Source organism: Pseudomonas alloputida (assembly GCF_021283545.2).
GTDB classification, from domain to species: domain Bacteria; phylum Pseudomonadota; class Gammaproteobacteria; order Pseudomonadales; family Pseudomonadaceae; genus Aquipseudomonas; species Aquipseudomonas alloputida.
In genome coordinates this window covers 3,759,224-3,781,058 of record NZ_CP128540.1, presented here as the reverse complement: position 1 = coordinate 3,781,058, position 21,835 = coordinate 3,759,224, and the positions used below count along the sequence as shown (strand labels likewise).

Genomic DNA, 21,835 nt, shown 5'->3' with positions numbered 1-21,835 from the left:
GAGGCCTCTGGGTCTCAACGCATTCCGTTCGGTTACCGCACATAACCGCATCGCGGCGCCTCAAGCCTGCGCCAGTACCTCCGATAGCAGCACACCCACCCTCGAATCATCGATCAGAAGTGGTGCCAACAAGGAGTACTGCCCGCATGCTTGCAAACCTGAAAATTCGCACCGGAATGTTCTGGGTGTTGTCGCTGTTCAGCCTGACCCTGCTGTTTTCGACCGCCAGTGCCTGGTGGGCTGCCTTGGGTAGCGACCAGCAGATCACTGAACTGGACCAGACTGCGCACCAGTCGGACCGTTTGAACAATGCGTTGCTGATGGCGATTCGTTCCAGCGCCAACGTGTCTTCGGGTTTTATCGAGCAGTTGGGTGGCCATGACGAGAGTGCAGGCAAACGCATGGCGCTGTCGGTGGAGCTGAACAACAAGAGCCAGGCGCTGGTCGACGAATTTGTCGAAAACGCCCGCGAACCCGCCCTTCGCGGGTTGGCAACCGAGCTGCAGGCTACCTTTGCCGAATACGCCAAGGCGGTGGCTGGGCAGCGTGAAGCGACCCGCCAGCGTTCGCTGGAGCAGTATTTCAAGGTCAACAGCGATGCCGGTAATGCCATGGGGCGGTTGCAAACCCTGCGCCAGCAACTGGTGACCACACTGAGCGAACGTGGCCAGCAAATCATGCTCGAGTCCGACCGGCGTCTGGCCCGGGCACAATTGCTGAGCCTGTGCCTGCTGGGCGTGACCGTGGTGCTGGCGGTGCTGTGCTGGGCCTTCATTGCCCAGCGTGTGTTGCACCCGCTGCGTGAAGCCGGTGGGCATTTCCGGCGCATTGCCAGTGGCGACCTGAGTGTGCCGGTGCAAGGGCAGGGTAACAACGAAATCGGCCAACTGTTCCATGAGCTCCAGCGCATGCAGCAGAGCCAGCGCGACACTCTGGGGCAGATCAACAACTGTGCCCGGCAGCTGGACGCCGCCGCCACGGCGTTGAACGCCGTCACCGAGGAAAGCGCCAACAACCTGCGTCAGCAGGGGCAGGAGCTGGAGCAGGCCGCCACTGCCGTGACCGAAATGACCACGGCAGTGGAGGAAGTTGCGCGCAACGCGATCACCACCTCGCAAACCACCAGTGAATCCAACCAGCTGGCCGCGCAAAGCCGCCGGCAAGTCAGCGAAAACATCGACGGCACCGAAGCCATGACCCGCGAAATCCAGACCAGCAGTGCGCACCTGCAGCAGTTGGTGGGGCAGGTGCGGGACATCGGCAAGGTGCTGGAAGTGATCCGCTCGGTGTCCGAGCAAACCAACCTGCTGGCGCTCAATGCTGCCATCGAGGCGGCCCGTGCCGGTGAGGCCGGGCGCGGCTTTGCGGTGGTGGCGGATGAGGTGCGCACACTGGCCTACCGCACGCAACAGTCGACCCAGGAAATCGAGCAGATGATCGGCAGCGTGCAGGCGGGGACCGAAGCTGCGGTGGCTTCCATGCAGGCCAGCACCAACCGCGCCCAGTCGACACTGGACGTGACCCTGGCCTCGGGGCAAGTGCTGGAGGGCATCTACAGTGCGATCGGCGAAATCAACGAGCGCAATCTGGTCATTGCCAGTGCGGCCGAAGAGCAGGCTCAGGTGGCGCGGGAAGTAGACCGCAACTTGCTGAACATCCGCGAACTGTCCAACCATTCCGCTGCGGGTGCGCAGCAGACCAGCGAGGCGAGCAAGGCGTTGTCGGGGCTGGTGGGGGAGATGACGGCGTTGGTGGGGCGGTTCAAGGTTTGAGGCGCTGCGCCTGCGTGGAACATTAAGATAAGGTTAAACTTATTTAAAGTTCCCCTTGCGGGTTGACTTCGATACTACGCTTGAATAAAGTTCGACCGCCCCGAGCGCGGGGCCTTTTTTCCCTTCACTGAAGAATTCAATGGACACAGTATCTCGTCGCTGCCTGACCTCTGCCGAATGGCCTGGTCAGGCACTTGAACCGGAACACCGGTCCCGACACCCTGGTCGGGCAAGCCGCGCCAGAGCCTGATGCTCCGCCGTGACTTGCCGCCGCCGGTGTTGGCCGGTTGGAGGCAAGCTCATGAACCTCACTTCATTCGTTTCACATCGCCAGCCTGCGTGCCTTGCGCCGCGGCAGGCCCGCGCCTGGCCGCGGCGTCTGCACGGCTACCTTGACCACCACCAGCACCCCCCAAGTAGTTGCGGGGTGCTGGCGCGTCTTCATGCACGCTTGAGCCCCCGCACTTCTCACTGAATAAAAGATATTGAACGGTATCTTTGTACTCGAACTTTTCATGTTAAAAGTTCGCGGGATAACTATTTCCCTGTGTTTATGAAAAGGAATCAAACCATGGATTGCGCGAGTAGAAAGTTCGCTGCCGACACAACTTCCGACTCTCGGCAGCGGACAGACAACTGTCGGAAAGAACCAGCATTATTCAGCGACCCGACATGCCTTCGTTCACCGCCTGAGTGAAACGTCTGTGTGTCGTGCCGCCGCAGCGGCAGGAGCACAGCAACATGACTGTCAAATACCGTAACACCTCATCGGCCAAGGCCGAACGCGAGACCCGCCTGTCCACCCGCGCCGCCCGTGAAGCGCGCAATGGCCTGGCGGTCACCCTCGCCAACCTCGATGCCAGCGAACAGGGCTTGACCGAGCACGAAGCCGCCAAGCGCCTGGTGCGCGATGGGGCCAACCAGGTTGCCCACGACCCGCAACCCCACGCCCTGGTGCAACTGCTCAAGGCCCTGAACAACCCGTTCATCTATGTACTGCTGACCCTGGCCGGGATCAGCTTCGTCACCGACTACTGGCTGCCGGTCAGCGCAGGCGAAGCAGACGACGCCGACCTGACCAAGGTCATCATCATCATGACCATGGTCAGCCTCAGCAGCCTGCTGCGATTCTGGCAGGAGTACCGCTCGAACAAGGCTGCCGACGCGCTCAAAGCAATGGTGCGCACTACGGCCACGGTGTTGCGCCGCGAGCAGATCGGGCAAGCCCCGCGCCTGCGCGAAGTGCCCATGGACGAACTGGTGGCCGGCGACATCGTGCAGCTTTCTGCAGGTGACATGATTCCCGCCGATATCCGTCTGCTCGAAGCGCGCGACCTGTTTATCAGCCAGGCCGTGCTCACCGGCGAAGCGTTGCCGGTCGAAAAGTACGACACCTTGGGTAATGTCGCGCAGAAGTCCGCCGCCGAGCATGGCGCACATCAGGACAACCTGCTCGAGTTGCCGAACATCTGCTTCATGGGGACCAATGTGGTCAGTGGCCGCGCCCGCGCCGTGGTGGTCGCCACCGGCCGACGCACCTATTTTGGCTCGCTGGCCAAGGCCATTGCCGGTTCGCGCAGCCAGACCGCTTTTGACCGCGGCGTGAACAGCGTCAGCAGCCTGCTGATCCGCTTCATGCTGGTGATGGTGCCGGTGGTGTTCATGATCAACGGTGTGGTGAAAGGCGACTGGGCTGATGCCTTCCTCTTCGCGCTTGCCGTGGCAGTGGGCCTGACCCCGGAAATGCTGCCGATGATCGTCAGCGCCAACCTGGCCAAGGGCGCCGTGGCCATGGCTCGGCGCAAGGTGGTGGTCAAACGCCTGAATGCCATCCAGAACCTGGGCTCCATGGACGTGCTGTGCACCGACAAGACCGGTACGCTCACCCAGGATCGGATCATCCTCGAGCACCATGTGGGCTTCGACGGTCAAACCGACAAGCACATCCTCGAGCTGGCCTGGCTCAACAGCCATCACCAAAGCGGCATCCGCAACCTGATGGACCAGGCCGTGCTGCATTTCGCCGGCCAGGACCACCAGTTCCAGGCGCCTTACGCCTACGCAAAGGTCGACGAACTGCCGTTCGACTTCATCCGCCGCCGCCTGTCAGTGGTGGTGAAGAATGCCTTGGGCGATCACCTGCTGGTAAGCAAAGGGGCGGTCGAGGAGATGCTCGCCATCGCCACCCATGTGCAGGAAGGCGACAAGGTCGTTGCCCTTGATCCGTGCCGTCGCCAGCAGCTGATGGCCAGGGTCGATGCCTTCAACCAGGACGGCTTCCGCGTGCTGGTGGTTGCCACCCGGCAGATCCCGGCGGACGAAGGCAAGGCGCAGTATCACACCGAAGATGAGCGCGATCTGGTCATCCAGGGCTTGCTGACCTTCCTCGACCCGCCCAAGGAAACGGCCGGCCCGGCCATTGCCGCCTTGCGCGACATGGGCGTGCAGGTCAAGGTACTGACCGGCGACAACCCGGTGGTCACGTCCAAGGTCTGCCGTGAAGTGGGCCTGGCGCCGGGCCAGCCCTTGCTCGGCCAGGACATCGAGGGCATGGACGACACCACCCTGAAGCTTCAGGTGGAGGAGCGCACCGTCTTCGCCAAGCTCACCCCGTTGCAGAAATCACGGGTGCTCAAGGCCCTGCAGGCCAATGGTCACACTGTGGGCTTCCTTGGCGACGGCATCAACGACGCCGCAGCCCTGCGCGATGCTGACGTCGGTATCTCGGTGGACAGCGGCACCGACATCGCCAAGGAATCGGCCGACATCATTTTGCTGGAAAAGAGCCTGATGGTGCTCGAGGAGAGCGTGCTCAAAGGCCGCGAAACTTTCGGCAACATCATGAAGTACCTGTGCATGACTGCCAGTTCCAACTTCGGCAACGTGTTCTCGGTCCTGGTGGCCAGTGCGTTCATTCCGTTCCTGCCGATGCTGGCGATCCACTTGTTGCTGCAGAACCTGATGTATGACTTTTCCCAGCTGTCGCTGCCGTGGGACCGCATGGACAAGGAGTTCCTCAGCAAACCACGCAAATGGGATGCCCGTAACATCGGTCGCTTCATGCTGTGGATAGGCCCTACGTCGTCGATCTTCGACATCACCACCTTCGCCCTGATGTGGTACGTGTTCGCCGCCAACAGCGTAGAAATGCAGGCGCTGTTCCAGTCTGGCTGGTTCATCGAGGGCTTGCTGTCACAGACGCTGGTAGTGCACATGCTGCGCACTCGCAAGGTACCGTTCTTCCAGAGCACCGCTGCATTGCCGGTGGTATTGGCAACGGGGCTGGTCATGGCATTGGGTATCTACATCCCGTTCTCCCCGGTGGGCGCGATGGTTGGCCTGGTGCCGCTGCCGTGGGAGTACTTCCCTTGGCTGGTCGCCACCCTGCTGGGCTACTGCGTGGTCGCCCAGGCCATGAAGACCCTCTATATCCGCCGTTTCGGCCAGTGGTTCTGAGCGATGCAAGGAGAGCAGACCATGCGAGTACTGATATGTGCAGGGCGCAACTACGCCGACACCCGGCGCTGCCGCCAGGCCCTGGACGACGTCCAGCGCCAGCGGCCGATCCGGGTGTTGATCCACGGTGGCAGCCAGTTTCTTGGTGGGGAAATCGAAAGCTGGGCGCGCGAGCATGGCGCCGATCTGGTGCGTTACCCGCCAAACTGGCAGCTGCACGGCAAGCAGGCCGAACGCTTGCGCAACCTGTTCATGCTCAATGACAGCCGCCCTGACCTGTTGCTTGCCTTGCCCGGTGGCGATGACACCGAGGAGCTGCTGGCCAGGGCCCGTGGCGCCGAACTTCAGGTGGTGTACGCCAGGCAACCACGCCAGCCCGAGCGGGACGATTGCAGCTAATGCAAGCGCCTGGAGCCGTACGGTACCTGTAGGAGCGGGCTTGCCCGCGAAGCAGGCGCCTCGGCTTCACGGCTTCAAGCTTTGTGCAGCCGTCCTGGGCGGCTGCTCAGCCTGGCTGCGCCGCCAGATCGTTGCTGACGTTGCGCCCCAGCACCAGCACGGTGACAAAGCCACAGCCCACCAGCGCCGTGGCCAGGCTCAGCAGTACCGCCGTGCCCATATGGTCCACGACTTGCCCGCCGAAGAACGAGCCCACGGCAATGATCACCTGGAACATGGCCACGAACAGCGGCATGCCACGTTCGACATCTTTGGGCGCCACGACAAACATCCAGATATTGGCGCAAGCCGGGAACGCACCGAAGGCAAAGCCCCATAGTGCGATCAGCATGGCGGCACCCGTCATGCCGGTGGCGAAGTGCGGGAACAGGGCGGTGCTGACTGCGATCATGAGCGCGACCAGCATCAGGGTATGCCGCACGCTGCGGTTGGCAGCAAAGCCGGCGAAGATGTTGCCCATGAAGCCGGCCACGCCATACAGCAGCAACAATGAACCGATCGTAGGCCCGTCAAAGCCGGCATTCTGTTTGAAGAACGGTGCGACATAGGTGTACGCAGCAAAGTGCGCCAGGCCGATCAGCAACACGGCGATCAAACCGACCCGTGCTTGCGGGTTGATGAACAACGCTGGCAGGTCGCGGATGCGGATGGCCTTTTCCGGCATCAGCCGCGGCAGCAGGAACACCTGTGCCAGCAGCACCGGTACGCCTACCAGTGCAGTGACCAGGAACGTCATGCGCCAGCCCATCAGGCCACTCAGCCAGGTGCCGACAGGCACGCCCACTACCGTCGCCAGGGTTACGCCCGCCATGATGATGGAGTTGGCTTTGGCTACGCCCATTCCGTCAGGTGCCAGGCGACCGCTGAGGGCGATGGCTGTCGCCCAGAAGCCGCCAATACTGATACCCAGTAGCACACGGCCGACCAACAGCAGGTTGAAGTCACCGGCATAGGCCACGATGGCGTTGGCGATGATCATGATCAGCGTCAGGCCGATCAGCAGGTAGCGCCGGTCCAGCGCGCCGACGCCTACGGAAATCAACGGGGCGGCTAACGCAGCCATGATGCCGGGAAGGGTCACCATCAGGCCGGCAAGGCCTGCACTGATGCCCAGGTCGCTGGCCACATCGTTGAGTACCCCCACCGGGAGGAATTCACTGGTGACCAGGGCGAAAGCGCCCACGGCCACCGAGAGGATTGCCAGCCATTGCTGGGTCACGCTTTGTTGGCTGTGTTCGGGAAGGCCGCGAGGGGCCTGGCTGTTGCTTGGCATGGGTTAGGTTCCATGAGGGATCTCGCCTGTAGCAGGCGCAGGAGCGGGGGGATTTGCAGGGGATTGTAGAGGCGGCCGTGCCCAACCGACAGGCAGGCCGCTCGATAGTAATCATCAGCGCAATCGATGAAACGCCTTGTGTAGAGCCGCTGCTCTCAGCAATGACGCCCCACTCGCGAATGCAGTGGGCTGGAGGGGCTCTTCCCAAGCCCGCACGTCAGCAGGCAAGGCCAGCCACGGTGGCATGACCCGGATAGGCGCAGCAGGCGGCAGTGCAGAACGTTCATGCAGCCTAAGGTGTTACCAGCACATCACACTGCGATTCGTTCAGTACATGCTTGGTGACGCTGCCCACCAGCAGTTCCTCCAGCGCGCTTGCCCCCTGCTTGCCGACAACGATCAGGTCGCACTCCAGCTCCTGTTCCTGCTCGGCAATGCGCCAGCCAGGGTCACCGTGCACCAGGATCTGCCGTGCATCGGCCAGGCCGGCAGCCTCACTCAGCGCCGCGAGCTGTACCTGTGCATCCTTGCGGATGACATTGCGGTAGTGGGTGAGGGTATCGTGGTCGAGATGGGCGAAGCGCACGCTGGCTTCGAACGGGGCTTCGTACGCATGCAGCAGAATGATCTCTGCTTGCGGGGCAATGGCCTTGGCCAATTCGATCGTGCGCAGTGAAACGGACGAAAAATCGACTGGCACCAGCACGGTGCGGTAGGCATCACGAGGGGCCGGCTTGACCACCAGCAAAGGGCAGGGCATGCGGTTGAGCAGTTTCTGCACGGTCGAACCCAGCAGCAGGCGCCGCGCTACGCTCTGGCCCCTGGCCCCACACACCAGCAGGTCGCTGTGCTTGTCCTGCACCACCCGGTTGATCTCCGTGATCACCGAGCCGCTGGCGACCTGCACGCCAGCGGAGATACCGTAACGCTGGAACAGCAGCGCTGCCAGTGCGTGGGTTTTCTCGCCTGCGCTATCCAGTACGCGTTTCAACAGATCGTCATCAGGCGTCACCAACTGTTTGAGGCGCTCGAAGGGTGCCGGGTTGGCAACGTAGAGCAGGTCCAGCGAGGCCTGTTGCGCATCGCTCAGGTAGGCCGCGCGCTCAGCGGCGTTGCGAGCATGTGGGGAAAGGTCGGTGGCAACCAGTATGTGTTTCAGCGGGTTCATGTGGGGCTCCTTGGTCAAGGCGCGCACAGCGATCAAGCGGTAAACCTTGCGCACTGTGCACCTGGCGGTACTTGAGTCATTCCTTGCGTGCAGCCATCGTCGCGCGAACCCGGCGCGAGGGCTTGATTTGGGTCAATGGCGTGCAGGTGTAGCGGCAGGTCATGCCTGCCAACAGCACTGCCGGTGTAGCTGCAAGGCTGATTACCCAGGGCTGGCGGGCTGCCTCATTACCGTCTTGACCCTCAGCCTTTCAGCCCGGATTTCCCAGTGGCCTGCCATGAAACCGCATTAACTGTCGCAGCGCTGTCGGCCCTGCAACAGCAGCAGTTCGGTGAGCGTGTCCATGGCCGGTGTTGCCTGGCTGCCTTTACGGGTCACCAACTCGTAGGGGTCGCTGACCGAGCCCATGCTCAAGGGCAGTATGCTGACCTGTTGATTCATCGCACATTGCCGGGCCACGTCGATCGACACCAGCGCAACGAAGTCAGGACGGTTTTGCAACAGCGACAAGGTCGCCAGGATCGAAGTGGTTTCAACCAGGTGCAGCGGGAAGCGCAGCCCGGCATCGTGAAATTCGCGCTCCAGTTGCACGCGCATGGGCATGTTGGCCCGGTAGACGATCCAGCGGCTCTCGGCCAGGTCGGCAAGGCTCAGGCTTGGCGCATGCTTGAGCGGGTGGTCGATGTTGGCGATGACCGCCAGTGTCTCATCCTGGACAAAGGTGCTGGCGAACAGCTGCGGCGTATTGCTGACACTGGTGCGGCACAGGGCGATGTCCAGGCGGCCGCTCTCGATCTGGGTCAGCAGCGACTGGCTGGTGTCTTCGATGATTTCGAACGACATCTGTGGCTGGATGCTGGCCAGCTGTGACACTGCCTTCATCAGCAACGGCACCGCCCCCATGATCGCCCCCACTGCCAGCCGGCCGCCGACCCCACGCAGGATTGCATCCAGATCGTGCCGCAGGTTGGCGATATCGGTCTGCAACAGGCGTGCGTAGCGGATGGCGCAGTGCCCGGCGGCCGTGGGCTCCAGGCCTCGGTTGGTGCGGTTGAACAGCACGGTGCCGAAGGTGGTTTCGATTTCCTGCAAGGCCTTGCTGGCACCAGGCTGGGTAAGCCCGACGCTGCTTGCTGCACCGAGCAGCGAGCGGTGCTCGTCCAACTCGATCAACAAGCGCAGGTGGCGGGCGTGCAGGCGGGACATGATCGAATTGAGCGATGGGGTCATCTGGTATTCGTCCTGGTTATACCGATATGGATTGTTCTCAATACCATGGCCAGCCGCGCATTCCTATACTGGCGCTGCACAGTGTCGCATCCAGTGCGGCTGAAACGCCCAGAACAATAAAGCCAGGAGCCTGCCAAGCCTTATGTCCCTGATCAACTACATCACCCAGATCCAATTCGATATCGGTGCCATCGCCTGCCTGCCTGCCGAATGTGAGCGCATTGGTATAACCAGGCCTTTGATCGTGACCGACCGTGGCGTGCGTGCCGCCGGTATCGTCGATACGGCGTTGAACACCTTCGGCAGCGACACCACACAACTGCCGATCTACGACGGTACGCCACCCAACCCCAACGAGCATGCCGTGCGTGAGGCCGTGGCCATGTTCAAGGCAAATGGCTGTGATGGCATCATCGCCATTGGTGGTGGCTCGGCGATCGACCTGGCCAAGGGGGTGGCCGTGTGTGCCCGGCACGACGGCCCGTTGAAGAGCTTTGCGGTGATCGAGGGCGGCCTGGCCCGGATCACCCCGGCAACCGCGCCGGTGATTGCGGTGCCGACCACGGCCGGCACGGGGAGCGAGGTCGGGCGCGGTGCCATCCTGATACTCGATGACGGGCGCAAGGTGGGGGTGATCTCGCCCCATGTGGTGCCCAAGGCCGCCATCTGTGACCCGTCATTGACCCTCGGGCTGCCGGCACAACTCACGGCTGCCACCGGCATGGACGCGATTGCCCACTGCCTGGAAACCTTCATGGCACCTGCGTTCAACCCGCCTGCCGACGGCATTGCCCTGGACGGCCTGTGGAGGGCCTGGCGCTTCATCGAACGAGCCACCCGCGCGCCGGGCAACCTGGACGGGCGCATCAACATGATGAGCGCATCGCTGCAAGGTGCGCTGGCCTTCCAGAAAGGCCTGGGCTGCGTGCACAGCCTTAGCCACGCGCTGGGCGGGATCAACCCGCGCCTGCACCACGGCACCCTCAATGCGATCTTCCTGCCTGCCGTCATCCGCTTCAACCGCACGGCCGAAACGGTGGTGAATGAACACAAGATGCAACGCATCGCCCAGGCGATGGGGCTGGCCGATGACAGCCAGATCGAAGATGCCATTCGCCACATGACCCGTACGCTGGGCCTGCCGACCGGCCTTGGCGAACTGGATGTCAACCCGGACCTGTTCCCGCGCATCGTCCAGGGTGCGTTGGCCGATCACAGCCACCGCACCAACCCGCGTGAGGCATCTGCCGAGGACTACCAGTGGCTGCTTGAAGCGTCGATGTAAGCCGTTACCTGCTGTTCAACCAATAACAACAAAAGTGAACGCCCATGAATACCAAATATGCGCAACCCGGGCTTGCCCGCGAACCTGAAGCGGTCGCCAGTTCGAACCCGTTCAGAAAGTACCAGGTCATCACCGTCAGCCTGTTGCTGGTGATCGGCATCATCAACTACGTCGACCGCAGTGCGCTGTCGATTGCCAATACCTCCATCCAGCGCGACATGGGCATCACGCCGTCACAGATGGGCATCCTGCTGTCGGCGTTTTCCCTGGCGTATGCCTTTTCGCAACTGCCCTTGGGCATGATCATCGACCGCCTGGGCAGCAAGATTTCGCTGGGGGCGGCCCTGCTGGGCTGGTCGGTGGCACAGACGGCTTCGGGCCTGATCAACAGTTTTTCTGCATTCATCGGGCTCAGGGTGGTGCTGGGAATTGGCGAGGCGCCGATGTTCCCGTCGGCGGCCAAGGCGCTGGCGGAGTGGTTCGAGGCCGAGAAGCGGGGGACGCCGACCGGCATCGTGCTGTCATCGACCTGCATCGGGCCGTGTCTGGCGCCGCCGTTGCTGACGCTGCTGATGGTCACCTGGGGCTGGCGCGGCATGTTCATCGTCACCGGAGTGTTCGGCATTCTGGTTGCCGCCTGCTGGTTCGCTTTCTACAAAAGCAAGGCGCGGTACCTGGCCGAACTGCCTGCCGAGGCGCGTGAGCAGCTGCTGGCGGCCCAAGCGCATAAACAGGCGGTACCAAGCGCCAGGCCCAGTGTGCAGGCACAACTGGCGGCGTGGGCCGAACTGTTCCGCCACAAGAGCACCTGGGGCGCAGTACTGGGCTTCATGGGGGTGATCTACATGCTGTGGCTGCACCTGACCTGGCTGCCGGGCTACTTCGAACGCGAGCATGGCTTGAGCCTGTACCAGACCGCCTGGGTGGTTTCGCTGGCCTATGTGTTCGGCGCGTTGGGCACCATTGTCGCGGGCCGCATCTGCGACCGCCTGGTGAAGCAAGGTGCCAGTGTGCTGGGTAGCCGCAAGCGGGTTGTCGTGACTGCGTTGCTCGCGGCGGCTGCATTCACCGTTCCCCTGTCGTTCGGTAGCGGCTTCCTGCTCAGTGTGGCGCTGCTGTGTTGCGCGCTGTTCAGCGTGAACATGGCCAGCTCTACCGCATGGATGATCGCCAACACCGTGGTCGATAGCCAGCGCGTGGCCTCGTTTGGCTCGATCCAGAACTTCGGCGGCTACCTGGCAGGCTCTGTGGCGCCCATCGTGACCGGGTTCAGCATTCAGCAGACCGGGTCCTTCGCTTCGGCATTCCTGATCAGTGCCGCCGTGGCCGCGGTTGCTGCGATGGCTTATGTGTTGCTGTTGAAGCAGCCGGTTTCCACTGATCGCTGAGCATGCACCTGCAGGCGGATTTCATCAGGCAGTTAAATAACAATTTGTGATGATTTGCATCATGACAATATATTTATCCTTATCAATGTCAGGCCCTAGCATCTGTTGTCCGCCATCGCCTATTTCAATGAGGTCTTGATGAACCGTTCGCTCTTCGTACACCAACGCACTGCAGCCTTGCTACTGCAACACTGGCGCAGCGGTGACCTGCTGACAGAACTGCCCGCCAGCCTCAAGCCCGAGACGTTGAAACAAGGCTATGACAGCCAGGACCAGTTGTTTGCCGCTGCCGCAGGCCAGCGCGCCGGGTGGAAGCTGGGCGTCGGCAGCCCGGCAGGCATGCGTGCCGGCAAGTTGTCGCGGCCCTTGATTGGCCAACTGGAAGCGGGGCGTTGCCATGCCGATGGCGCACATATCCAGCTGCCAGCGGTTACGCCGGTGACCATCGAATGCGAAATTGCCTTCGTGCTGGACCGGGATATTCCTCCGCAAGCCGGGCGCGTACCGGTGAGTGAGGATATTCGTGCCACGTGCGTCACCTTTGAAGTGGTGCGTTCGCGCTTTGTCGACCGCAAGGCTGTCGGCTGGCCAAGTTTTGTGGCTGACAACGTCGGGTTTGAAGCATTGGTGGTCGGCAATAGCCTGGGCGCTGGTATAAATGTGCCGTTGCTCGCCGACCTGGCCGAAACCACCGAGGTGCATGTGGATGGCCAACGGCGCGCCGGTGGCTTGTCTGGCGATGCGGCCACCGACCCGCTGGTGTCGCTGGCTCACCTGTACGCACACGCTGCCGAGCGTGGCCAGACCTTGAAGGCCGGGGATGTCGTGACCACCGGGGCCATGTGCCAGCCGTTCGATTTGCATGAAACAGGCCACCAGGTCAGCGCCAGGTTCCTTGGCCAGACCCTGACGTTTACGCTGTAACTGCCGACCATTGCTCGAACGCTGCCTGCATTCTTTGCCGGGTCTGAGGGTCGGCGGGGATCAGGTGTTCGATGCGCAGTGACTGCACGGTGACATCCTGCGGCATGCCAAAGGTGGTGAACGTGGACAGGAACCGCAGCTCACCATACGGGGTGTTCACGCGGGTCAGCAGCAGAGGGGTGGCTGTCGTCATCTGGCACGGGCTTGCCGGGGCCGGCAAGTCGCGCAAGCGCGCTGCCAGTGCCGGATTGCCTGCGGCCTCCCTGGAGGCACGTTGCCAGGCAGCAGCGCGGATTTCCGGCGCGTTGGCCAGGTGATCACCCAGACCACCGGGGCACAGCAGTGTCTGCAGCAGGTTGAGGCCGGTTGCCGGCTGTGCGCTGACACCGGCCATCGCCAGCAGCAGCCCGGTACTGGCGTTGGCGGCGATGACGTCCCAGTGGCTGTCGATGACGATCGCCGGAGCGGGGTTGTTCACCTGCAGAATATGCTCGATGGCAGTATTCACCAAGGCCAGTTCAGGCGCATCGAGCGGCGTGGCGGCGTAGCGGGGTGCGTATCCTGCAGCAACGAACACTTCGTTGCACCGCTCCAGCGGCGCATCCAGGGCCGAGAGGAGGGCATGCAACGTGCCTGGGCTGGCTTTGGCGCGTCCTGTTTCCACACAGCTCAGATGACGCTGCGACAGCCCCGTCAGCAGCGCCAGTTCCAGCTGGCTGAGGTTGGCCTGACGGCGCAGTTCGCGAAGATGCTGGCCCGCTGAGATGTGCGGGGCAGGGGTGCTGCGATGGAACAGATGCTGATTCATGCGTTGCCCTGATCGTCCTTGAGTGCAATGTCCATGACCTCACGGGTCATTGAGTGCAAGCAACCCTATCACTACTGTGCCGGCAAACCCTATCAAGGAGAGCTATATGGGCTTGCGTATCTGCGCGCTGGCAATACTGGTGCTGTTTTCGCTGTATACCGGCGGGACCATGCTGATTGCCGAGCAATCGCTGCTGGCATTCGGGCTGGCACTGCTGGCGCAGGCGGACACGGCCCAGGTGGTCATCGACCTGTACCTGATGGCCGGGCTGGCCGGTTGCTGGATGGTGCGAGACAACCGCATGCGCGGCAGAGCCGGGATCGCGGTGCTGCCTTACCTGCTGCTGACCGTCGTGTTCGTTTCGCTGGGGCCGTTGCTGTACCTGGTGACCAGAGGCGTTGCCGAGGGGCGCCAGCCATGAGCAGTGCCTTGCAGGCCTATGCGCTGTGTGTGGTGGTGCTGTTCCTCAAGACGTTCCTGGTTTCCTGCTATCAGGGCTATCACCGTTTGCGCTTCGTCGCGTTCACCAACCCGGAGGACGCTGCCGTGTTCAGGCGCATCGCCCAGGCCGTAGAACGCCCGCAGGTGATACGTGCTGCCAAGGTATGGGCCAACGACCTGGAGAACATTCCCATGTTCTTTGCCCTCGGCGGGCTGGCTGTTGCGCTGGAAGCCGCCACGCTACCGGTGCTATGGCTGAGTGTGGTGTTCACGGTTGCCAGGGTCCTGCACACGCTGGCCTACCTGCGGGGTTTGCAGCCTTGGAGAACGTTGTTCTATGGCATCGGGGTCATTTGCCTGCTGGGATTCTGCTTACTCATCACCGCGAGAATAGGCGGCTGAACCAAAATATTGCATGAGTCATCTTGATGCTTTCACATAGCAGTACTAATACTTAAGCACTGCCGAAGGGGATGATCATGCAGACACGCTTCGTTGTGGTTCCCGCAGTGCCACTCAAGAAAGAGGCTTATCCTCGGCGGCTTGGCTTTCCTGCCGCACTGGGGGAGGGTTACGACCTCTACGACACCCAGGACAAGATGCGTCTGAGCCTGAACTTTTCCACCCGTGCCCAGGCTGAGTTCGAATGTGCATGCCGCAACCGCTGTGGGGATGCCGGTGATACAGGTCTCGCCGGCATCGGTTGATCGCCTGCAGTGGCCGGGTTCCTGTTTTTGGTGCCGAGTTGCATGGTCTATCGACACCTTCAAGCGTTTGCGTCGAGGCTGGAGCCGTTCCAGGGTTCCGGCTCGGCGCCTGATGGCACAGTCAATAAGCTCTACCGCGCGGCCTGCCATTCAATAGTCACAAAGTTGTAACACAGCTGATGCAAAGTGTGCCGGCCATCACATGGAGCACATTTTGATGAAACGCCTGATGAAGTCTGCTGCACTCGCCGTTGCCGTTTCCCTTTGCGCCACCTCGGCAGCCTTTGCTGCAGAAAACGTTCGGTTGACCGGTTCGGGCGCCAGCTTCCCTGCACCGATCTACCTGACCTGGTTCAAGGACTTCAGCAAGAACACGGCTGGCGTCACCGTCGATTACCAGTCCAAGGGCAGCGGCGCGGGCGTTCAGGACTTCCTGAACAAGACCGTCGACTTCGCCGCCAGCGACTCGGCCATGAGCGAAGCAGACATTGCCAAGGTTGGCGAAGGCGTGCAATTGCTGCCAATGACCGCCGGTGAAATCGTCCTGGCTTACAACCTGCCGGGTAACCCTAAAGGGCTGAAGCTGCCGCGCGACGTCTACTCCAATATCTTCCTCGGCAAGATCACCCAGTGGAACGACCCGCAAATCGCTGCGGCCAACCCTGACCTGAAGCTGCCTGCCACCCCGATCACCGTGGTCGTGCGTGCCGACTCCAGCGGCACCACTGCCGTCTTCACCAAGCACCTGTCGGCCATCAACGCTGACTTCAAGCAAGGGCTGGGCGAAGGCAACACCGTCAACTGGCCGGCCACCGACAAGTTCATCAAGTCGCCGAAGAACGACGGCGTAACCGCCACCGTCCGCCAGACCCCGGGCGCCATCGGCTACATCGAATACGGCTTCGCCAAGCTGGCCAAGGTCGACTTCGCCATGTTGCAGAACAAGGCTGGCCAATACGTAGTGCCGAATGCCGAGAGCGGTGCCGAAGCACTGGCTGCGGTGAAAATGCCGGAAAACCTGGTGGCCTGGCTGCCTGACCCGGACGGTGCCAAGTCCTACCCGGTCACTTCCTATACCTGGATGATTTTCCGCAAGGACAACGGCAACCCGGAAAAAGCCAAGGCCATGCGTGAAATGGTCGAGTACAGCCTGACCAAAGGCCAGACCATCGCCGACTCGATGGGTTACATCCCGCTGCCGCCGTCGGTAGTCGACCAGGTGCGTAAAGCGTCCGCCAACATCCAGTAATACCCAGGCGCTCCCGGTATTGGCATGAAGCCATGCCGGGGGTGTTTGTCCCTTGTCCCGGAACTCGCCAATGAACACTCCTTTTGCCATACCGGATAACCCCGACTCCGCGTGCCAGCCACCGTCTGCGAAAGACTTTCTGGTCGATCGCACCTTCCGTGCGCTTGCGCGCATTGGCGTGGTGCTGGTGCTGGCGCTGGTCTTCGCGCTGGTCTACGAAGTCGGCCGCAAGGCACTGCCTGGGATTGAAAAGCACGGTTTTGACGTGTTGTTCGGCAGCGTCTGGGACGTTAACCAAGGCAAGTACGGTATTCTGCCAGCGATCTGGGGTACGCTTTACAGCGCCTTGATCGCCCTGTTGATCGCCGGTTTCTTCGGCGTCAGCATGGCCATTTTCCTGACCCAGGATTTCCTTCCGGCCAAGCTTGCCGCGGTGTTTCGCACCATCGTCGAGTTGCTCGCCGCCATCCCCAGCGTGGTGTACGGCCTGTGGGGCATCTATGTGGTCATCCCGGCGATTCGTCCGCTGACCGCCTGGCTGAACAGCGAGCTGGGCTGGATCCCGTTTTTCGGCACCTCCCTGAGTGGCCCAGGCCTGCTGCCTGCGGCGCTGGTGCTGGCGATCATGATCCTGCCGACCATCGCGGCGGTTTCCCAGGATGCGCTGACCAGCGTACCTATGAAAACCAAGCAGGCTGCCTACGGCATGGGTACTACCCACTGGGAAGCCATCCTCAAGGTGATGGTGCCCTCGGCGGCTACCGGCATCTTCGGTTCGCTGGTGCTGGGCCTGGGCCGTGCACTCGGTGAAACCATGGCGCTGGCCATGCTGGTCGGCAACGCCAACACCATTTCCCTGTCCTTGTTCGCACCGGCCAACACCCTGGCGGCGCTGCTGGCGCTGAACTTCCCGGAAGCCGGCCCGAACGAGGTCGAAGTGCTGATGTACGCGGCACTGGTACTGATGTTCATCACCCTGCTGGTGAACGTCCTCGGCTCCATGATCATGCTCTACGCCCAGCGTGGTAACAAACAATGACTGACCTGACGACCCCTGTAGCCGCGCTGCCCAGCCTGCAGCGCAAGCTGGAAGGCCGCGCCCTGCGCAGCCTGGTATTGACCACCCTGGCCTGGTTCGCGGCACTGGTGGCCAGCGTGCCGCTGATTTCCGTGCTGTACATGCTGATCACTCGCGGCGGGGCACGCCTTAACCTGGAAGTGTTCACCGAGCTGCCGCCGACTGGCTTCGAGATGGGCGGTGGTTTCGGTAACGCTATGGCCGGTACCTTCGTCATGGTCGGCATTGCCGCCGCCATCGCTGTGCCGGTCGGTATCCTGGCAGCGGTGTTCCTGGCCGAACTCGGCCCCGACAGCAAACTGGCCAACGCTGCGCGCTTTGCCGCCAAGATGCTCACTGGCCTGCCATCGATCCTGGCCGGGGTGTTTGCCTACGCCTTGGTGGTGATGACCACCGGTACCTACTCGGCACCGGCAGGCGGCGTGGCGCTGGCGGTGCTGATGCTGCCGATCGTGGTGCTGACCGCCGAAGAGTCGATGAAGATGGTGCCCAAGATCATGAAGGACGCCGCCTACGGCATGGGTTGCACCCGTGCCCAGGTGATCTGGAAGATCGTCCTGCCTACCGGCCTGCCGGCCATCCTCACCGGGGTGATGCTGGCTGTGGCCCGCGCGGCTGGCGAAACCGCGCCACTGCTGTTCACCGCATTGTTCAGCAACTACTGGATCTACCACGACGGCGACATGGCGGTGATGAACCCCACAGCCTCGCTTGCGGTACTGATCTACAACTTCTCCGGCATGCCGTTCGACAACCAGCTGGAGCTCGCCTGGGCGGCCTCGCTGGTGCTGGTAATGATCGTGCTGGTCATCAACATTTTGAGCCGAGTCTTCGGCAAGCCCAAGTATTGAGAAAGGGAGCATCCAACTTGAACGTATCCACTGCGCAAAGAGCCGCTCCCATGGTCAGCGAAGCCCCCATCGTCATGGACTGCAAGCTCGACAAGATTTTCTACGGTAACTTCATGGCCGTGCGTGACAGCCATGTGCCGATCAGGAAAAACGAGATCACCGGTTTCATCGGCCCTTCGGGCTGCGGCAAGAGTACCGTGCTGCGTAGCTTGAACCGTATGAATGACCTGGTGAAGGGCTTCCGCTTCGAAGGCCATGTGCACTTTCTTGGGCAGGATGTCTACGGCAAGGGTGTCGACCCTGTTGTAGTGCGCCGCTATATCGGCATGGTGTTCCAGCAGCCCAACCCGTTCTCGATGAGCATCTTCGACAATGTGGCCTTCGGCCTGCGCCTGAACCGCTACAAAGGCGACTTGGGCGATCGCGTGAAGCACGCCTTGCAAGGCGCCGCGTTGTGGGACGAAGTGAAGGACAAACTCAAGGTCAGTGGGCTGTCACTGTCCGGTGGCCAGCAGCAGCGCCTGTGCATCGCCCGTGCCATCGCCACCGAGCCGGAAGTGCTGTTGCTGGACGAGCCCTGCTCGGCACTCGACCCGATTGCCACCCGCCGCGTGGAAGAGCTGATGGTCGAGCTGAAAAAGGACTACACCATCGCCCTGGTGACCCATAACATGCAGCAGGCGATTCGTGTGGCCGACACCACCGCGTTCTTCTCGGTGGATATTTCCCAGGGCACCCGCACCGGCTACCTAGTCGAGATGGGCCCGACCGCGCAGATTTTCCAGAACCCGCGCGAGCAGCTGACCAGCGACTACATCAGCGGCAAGTTCAGCTAAACCATGCAAGCTCAAGGTGGGCGGGTGTTGCAGCCAGGAAGGTTGCAACACCCGGCCGCGTTACCTTCCGTTAAAGTGTTACCCAGGATTACCAATGCGAGCGACGCGTCGTCTTGATCTGTCAGCGGTAGAGCGCGCACTGCGCGAGGTGCAGGGCCGTTTTGCCGAACTCAGCCAGCATTTCACCGAACCGCGGGACCCGTTTACCGACGAGGTGCTGCTGAATGTGGTTGAAGGCTATGCGCTGATTGACGACTATGTCGCTCGCGGTATCGACCTGTTCGATCTGCAACAGCTGAACCTGATGCTGGAAATCAATGCCACCGTGCTATGCGGCAGCGACCCGGCCCGTCGCCTGGAATTCGCCCCGCACCTTGCGGCAACCGAAGCGCACTTTTTCAACAACGTGGAAGGTGGCATCAAGGATTTGTACAACTGGTACTGCGCGTACCGCAGCGATTCCATCTGGAAGCGGGCAGCGGGTGTGTATGTACGGATCCTCAGCAAGCCGCAGCTGTTCATCGAAGGCAACAACCGCACGGGTTCGCTTATTGTCAGCTATTTGCTGATGCGTGCCGGGCTGCCGCCATTCGTGCTGTCGCTGGACAACGCCGAGGGTTACTTCAACCCGTCCTCGGTCATACGCAACTCCGCCAAACACGGTGTCAAGGCTTTGTACGAACTCCCCAAGATCAAGAAAAAGTACGCCGCTTTCCTGGAAGCGAAAGCACCTGAGCCCGGCAAGTTCTTCCTGAACGGCACGCCCGTGCCTGCCTGCGAGGGGAGCCGCTGATGCAAGGTTCATCCCTGTTCGCACGAGGGCGGCAAGCCATCGAACGCAAGCTCAAGCGTGGCCAGGTACGCATTTCGTTCGATATCGACGACACGCTGGCCTGCCTGCCCGAACACGCCGCCGCCGAGGACAGCAAGCTGCCGGGTTTCGTCCATCGCTGGCTGGGTGAGCCCCTGCGCAGCGGCACCCGCGAACTGGTCCGCGACCTGCGCCGCCAGGGCTGCAGCATCTGGATCTACACCTCCTCGGGGCGTACCCCGGCTTACATCCGCCGGTGGCTGATGCTTTACGGCATTCATGTCGATGGCGTGGTCAACAGCGGTCGGCACCAGCACATCCTGGCCCAGCGCGGGCTGGAAAACGCTCCCTCCAAGCTGCCTTCGGCTTTTGATATTGACCTGCACGTAGATGATTCCGAAGGTGTGCGCCTGGAAGGTGTCGACCACGGTTTCCGCGTGGTGGTGGTGTGCCCGAAGGATGAGCACTGGGCGCAGAAGGTGAAGGACGCGGTGGTGGATGTGCAGGCACGGCTGGCCTGGCAGCAACCGCACCGTTATGAAATGCCCGCTTGCCAGCGTTCGCAGGCACTGGCTTCCTGAAGCCAGGAGATTCCGCTCAGATAATGTAATTGGGGCTGCTTTGCAGCCCTTCGCGGGCGAGCCCGCGAAGGGCCGCAAGGCGGCCCCGGTTCATTCAATCGTATTGATACCCGCCTGCCACTCCTGCCTGAGCCATAAGTCTCGAACCAGGACCCAAGCAGGTACCGGGACCAAATCACCGGGCCGTACCCTCCCGCCCCAAAGCACTCGCCACCCCACGCCAAAGCAGCGTTTCTGGCAATTTGCCCACTTCTGATAATCGCCTCCGACATCCCGTCCCCGTTTGGAGCGCGCCATGCACAACAACAATAAGCACCTGCCGCCTCGTTTTCTCGCAGCCGCCATCGCCAGCTTTTCTGCGCTTGGCCTGAGCAGCGTCGCCGAAGCCGAGATCATGCTGTACGACAAGGACCAGACGACGTTTTCCACCGATGGCTATATCAACGCCTTCTACGTCAACAGCGAGGTCGACCGTGAGGGCGAGCAGTTTGACCGCCGCCAGTCGCGGGTGAAGATGGGCTTCTTGCCCAACTACCTAGGCTTCAACATGGGCAAGCAGGTGGATGACCTGAAACTCGGCGCGCGTGCCTCGTTCTGGGTAACCATCAACGACAGTGAAACCAACGGCACCGACACCGCCATCGACGTGCGCCAGTTCTATGGCACGGTGGCCAACCCCGAGTGGGGCGAGGTGCTGATCGGCAAGGACTTCGGGCTGTTCGCCCGATCCAACATCCTGCTCGACGAACTGCTGGCCGGTTATGGCCAGGTCAGCGACACCCTGGGGCTGGTGGACGGCGGCGGGGTGTCGTTCGGCAACATTGGCAGCGGTTACCCATACCCGTTCCCTACCTCACAGATCACCTACCGTACGCCCGTGATGGAGGGCCTACGGGTTGCGGTGGGCATCATGGACCCGGTGGACACCAACGACAGCAGCCCGACCGGAAAGGCCTACCAGGAAAACCCACGCACCGAGAGCGAGATCACCTACCAGTTCGACCTCGGTGGCGCGCAGATCTACAGTTGGGTCAACGGCAGTTACCAGACCTCGGACAATACTGACTCCACGGTAGAAACGATCACTTCCAAGGGGGTGGGTTACGGGGTGCAGGCAAAGATGGGCGGCTGGTCGCTGACCGGCTCGGGGTTCCAGGCCAAAGGCATCAACCCGTTCTTCACCAACAATGCCGGCGAACCGGTTTTGCGCAATGTCGACAGTGATGGCTACCTGCTGCAGGGCTCGTACAAGTTCGGCAAGAACCGCGTGGCGCTGTCCTATGGCAAGACCAAGGACGATGGCAACGGTGCGGTTGGCAGCGGCGCGGACTACGAGACCCGGGGTGTGGCGCTGTTCCATGACATCAACGACAACCTGAAACTGGTGGCCGAGTACAACCAGTTTTCCATCGACGGGCATGACACCAGTGCGCAGAACGAAGACACCGATACCTTTGCGGTGGGCGCGGTGTTGACCTGGTAAGCGGCCGGGGCCGCTAGGCGGCCCCGAATGACACG

General features: G+C 61.9%; 20 protein-coding genes. 16 read left to right on the top strand and 4 right to left on the bottom strand.

The genetic code is table 11. From position 1 onward, the window contains the following. Positions 1-146 precede the first annotated feature (146 nt). The 3 genes from LU682_RS17415 to LU682_RS17405 all read left to right on the top strand — a co-directional run bounded on the left by LU682_RS17415 (position 147) and on the right by LU682_RS17405 (position 5,627). Entirely contained in the window at positions 147-1,772 is a 1,626-nt protein-coding gene (locus LU682_RS17415) for a methyl-accepting chemotaxis protein (RefSeq protein ID WP_020192192.1), read from the top strand. Positions 1,773-2,513: 741 nt separating this feature from the next. Beyond that, positions 2,514-5,228 (top strand): magnesium-translocating P-type ATPase, encoded by a 2,715-nt coding sequence (mgtA, locus tag LU682_RS17410; RefSeq protein ID WP_060488883.1) that lies wholly within the window; start codon positions 2,514-2,516, stop codon positions 5,226-5,228. Between the two features lie 21 nt (positions 5,229-5,249). Then, on the top strand, positions 5,250-5,627 hold the full coding sequence (locus tag LU682_RS17405) for a DUF2493 domain-containing protein (RefSeq protein ID WP_020192194.1): 378 nt from the start codon (positions 5,250-5,252) through the stop codon (positions 5,625-5,627). A 106-nt stretch (positions 5,628-5,733) separates the two neighbouring features. Here LU682_RS17405 and LU682_RS17400 read toward each other — a convergent pair whose 3' ends face one another. The 3 genes from LU682_RS17400 to LU682_RS17390 form a co-directional block, all read right to left on the bottom strand. Beyond that, complete coding sequence (locus tag LU682_RS17400; RefSeq protein WP_010953567.1) at positions 5,734-6,960, bottom strand: MFS transporter; 1,227 nt, start codon at positions 6,958-6,960, stop codon at positions 5,734-5,736. A gap of 292 nt (positions 6,961-7,252) precedes the next feature. Further along, positions 7,253-8,128 (bottom strand): universal stress protein, encoded by an 876-nt coding sequence (locus tag LU682_RS17395; protein WP_049586330.1) that lies wholly within the window; start codon positions 8,126-8,128, stop codon positions 7,253-7,255. A 288-nt stretch (positions 8,129-8,416) separates the two neighbouring features. After that, complete coding sequence (locus LU682_RS17390; RefSeq protein ID WP_010953569.1) at positions 8,417-9,358, bottom strand: LysR family transcriptional regulator; 942 nt, start codon at positions 9,356-9,358, stop codon at positions 8,417-8,419. Positions 9,359-9,500: 142 nt separating this feature from the next. Here LU682_RS17390 and gbd point away from each other — a divergent pair, with 142 nt between their 5' ends. From gbd to LU682_RS17375, 3 genes are all read left to right on the top strand, one after another. After that, a complete protein-coding gene (gene gbd / locus LU682_RS17385; RefSeq protein WP_010953570.1) occupies positions 9,501-10,643 on the top strand; it encodes a 4-hydroxybutyrate dehydrogenase in 1,143 nt (380 codons plus the stop codon). A 44-nt stretch (positions 10,644-10,687) separates the two neighbouring features. Next, positions 10,688-12,031 carry an MFS transporter gene (locus tag LU682_RS17380; protein ID WP_010953571.1) on the top strand — a complete coding sequence of 448 codons (1,344 nt, stop codon included), beginning with the start codon at positions 10,688-10,690 and terminating at the stop codon, positions 12,029-12,031. A gap of 138 nt (positions 12,032-12,169) precedes the next feature. Further along, positions 12,170-12,955, top strand: coding sequence for a 2-keto-4-pentenoate hydratase (locus LU682_RS17375; RefSeq protein WP_010953572.1), 786 nt, complete (start codon positions 12,170-12,172; stop codon positions 12,953-12,955). Here the strand turns inward: LU682_RS17375 and LU682_RS17370 are convergent. Then, positions 12,945-13,763 carry a helix-turn-helix domain-containing protein gene (locus LU682_RS17370; RefSeq protein WP_010953573.1) on the bottom strand — a complete coding sequence of 273 codons (819 nt, stop codon included), beginning with the start codon at positions 13,761-13,763 and terminating at the stop codon, positions 12,945-12,947. The genes LU682_RS17375 and LU682_RS17370 overlap by 11 nt on opposite strands. A gap of 106 nt (positions 13,764-13,869) precedes the next feature. Here LU682_RS17370 and LU682_RS17365 point away from each other — a divergent pair, with 106 nt between their 5' ends. The 10 genes from LU682_RS17365 to LU682_RS17320 all read left to right on the top strand — a co-directional run bounded on the left by LU682_RS17365 (position 13,870) and on the right by LU682_RS17320 (position 21,800). Beyond that, positions 13,870-14,184, top strand: a complete 315-nt coding sequence (locus LU682_RS17365) for a hypothetical protein (RefSeq protein ID WP_049586280.1) — start codon at positions 13,870-13,872, stop codon at positions 14,182-14,184. Further along, positions 14,181-14,606 carry an MAPEG family protein gene (locus tag LU682_RS17360; RefSeq protein ID WP_010953574.1) on the top strand — a complete coding sequence of 142 codons (426 nt, stop codon included), beginning with the start codon at positions 14,181-14,183 and terminating at the stop codon, positions 14,604-14,606. Before LU682_RS17365 ends, LU682_RS17360 begins: the two co-directional genes overlap by 4 nt. Positions 14,607-14,677: 71 nt before the next feature. Further along, positions 14,678-14,911 carry a hypothetical protein gene (locus LU682_RS17355; protein WP_010953575.1) on the top strand — a complete coding sequence of 78 codons (234 nt, stop codon included), beginning with the start codon at positions 14,678-14,680 and terminating at the stop codon, positions 14,909-14,911. Positions 14,912-15,128: 217 nt separating this feature from the next. Beyond that, entirely contained in the window at positions 15,129-16,160 is a 1,032-nt protein-coding gene (gene pstS, locus LU682_RS17350) for a phosphate ABC transporter substrate-binding protein PstS (RefSeq protein WP_060488884.1), read from the top strand. A 70-nt stretch (positions 16,161-16,230) separates the two neighbouring features. Then, on the top strand, positions 16,231-17,199 hold the full coding sequence (gene pstC / locus LU682_RS17345; protein ID WP_004574212.1) for a phosphate ABC transporter permease subunit PstC: 969 nt from the start codon (positions 16,231-16,233) through the stop codon (positions 17,197-17,199). Next, positions 17,196-18,089, top strand: a complete 894-nt coding sequence (pstA, locus tag LU682_RS17340; protein WP_010953577.1) for a phosphate ABC transporter permease PstA — start codon at positions 17,196-17,198, stop codon at positions 18,087-18,089. Before pstC ends, pstA begins: the two co-directional genes overlap by 4 nt. A 50-nt stretch (positions 18,090-18,139) precedes the next feature. Further along, positions 18,140-18,925, top strand: a complete 786-nt coding sequence (gene pstB, locus LU682_RS17335) for a phosphate ABC transporter ATP-binding protein PstB (protein WP_003254117.1) — start codon at positions 18,140-18,142, stop codon at positions 18,923-18,925. Positions 18,926-19,019: 94 nt separating this feature from the next. After that, positions 19,020-19,718 (top strand): Fic family protein, encoded by a 699-nt coding sequence (locus LU682_RS17330; protein ID WP_004574211.1) that lies wholly within the window; start codon positions 19,020-19,022, stop codon positions 19,716-19,718. Continuing rightward, positions 19,718-20,317, top strand: a complete 600-nt coding sequence (locus LU682_RS17325) for a trehalose-phosphatase (RefSeq protein ID WP_010953580.1) — start codon at positions 19,718-19,720, stop codon at positions 20,315-20,317. The genes LU682_RS17330 and LU682_RS17325 overlap by 1 nt, the downstream gene beginning before the upstream one ends. 295 nt (positions 20,318-20,612) lie before the next feature. After that, positions 20,613-21,800 carry a porin gene (locus tag LU682_RS17320; protein ID WP_010953581.1) on the top strand — a complete coding sequence of 396 codons (1,188 nt, stop codon included), beginning with the start codon at positions 20,613-20,615 and terminating at the stop codon, positions 21,798-21,800. Positions 21,801-21,835: the final 35 nt, after the last annotated feature.

Coding starts and splice junctions, on each gene's coding strand:
- LU682_RS17415 (WP_020192192.1), top strand. CDS start 147: ATGCTTGCAAACCTGAAAATTCGCACCGGAATGTTCTGGGTGTTGTCG.
- pstC (WP_004574212.1), top strand. CDS start 16,231: ATGAACACTCCTTTTGCCATACCGGATAACCCCGACTCCGCGTGCCAG.
- LU682_RS17370 (WP_010953573.1), bottom strand. CDS start 13,763: ATGAATCAGCATCTGTTCCATCGCAGCACCCCTGCCCCGCACATCTCA.
- pstA (WP_010953577.1), top strand. CDS start 17,196: ATGACTGACCTGACGACCCCTGTAGCCGCGCTGCCCAGCCTGCAGCGC.
- LU682_RS17375 (WP_010953572.1), top strand. CDS start 12,170: ATGAACCGTTCGCTCTTCGTACACCAACGCACTGCAGCCTTGCTACTG.
- gbd (WP_010953570.1), top strand. CDS start 9,501: ATGTCCCTGATCAACTACATCACCCAGATCCAATTCGATATCGGTGCC.
- LU682_RS17355 (WP_010953575.1), top strand. CDS start 14,678: ATGATCATGCAGACACGCTTCGTTGTGGTTCCCGCAGTGCCACTCAAG.
- LU682_RS17360 (WP_010953574.1), top strand. CDS start 14,181: ATGAGCAGTGCCTTGCAGGCCTATGCGCTGTGTGTGGTGGTGCTGTTC.
- LU682_RS17325 (WP_010953580.1), top strand. CDS start 19,718: ATGCAAGGTTCATCCCTGTTCGCACGAGGGCGGCAAGCCATCGAACGC.
- LU682_RS17365 (WP_049586280.1), top strand. CDS start 13,870: ATGGGCTTGCGTATCTGCGCGCTGGCAATACTGGTGCTGTTTTCGCTG.
- pstS (WP_060488884.1), top strand. CDS start 15,129: ATGAAACGCCTGATGAAGTCTGCTGCACTCGCCGTTGCCGTTTCCCTT.
- LU682_RS17395 (WP_049586330.1), bottom strand. CDS start 8,128: ATGAACCCGCTGAAACACATACTGGTTGCCACCGACCTTTCCCCACAT.
- LU682_RS17320 (WP_010953581.1), top strand. CDS start 20,613: ATGCACAACAACAATAAGCACCTGCCGCCTCGTTTTCTCGCAGCCGCC.
- pstB (WP_003254117.1), top strand. CDS start 18,140: ATGGTCAGCGAAGCCCCCATCGTCATGGACTGCAAGCTCGACAAGATT.
- LU682_RS17330 (WP_004574211.1), top strand. CDS start 19,020: ATGCGAGCGACGCGTCGTCTTGATCTGTCAGCGGTAGAGCGCGCACTG.
- mgtA (WP_060488883.1), top strand. CDS start 2,514: ATGACTGTCAAATACCGTAACACCTCATCGGCCAAGGCCGAACGCGAG.
- LU682_RS17405 (WP_020192194.1), top strand. CDS start 5,250: ATGCGAGTACTGATATGTGCAGGGCGCAACTACGCCGACACCCGGCGC.
- LU682_RS17390 (WP_010953569.1), bottom strand. CDS start 9,358: ATGACCCCATCGCTCAATTCGATCATGTCCCGCCTGCACGCCCGCCAC.
- LU682_RS17400 (WP_010953567.1), bottom strand. CDS start 6,960: ATGCCAAGCAACAGCCAGGCCCCTCGCGGCCTTCCCGAACACAGCCAA.
- LU682_RS17380 (WP_010953571.1), top strand. CDS start 10,688: ATGAATACCAAATATGCGCAACCCGGGCTTGCCCGCGAACCTGAAGCG.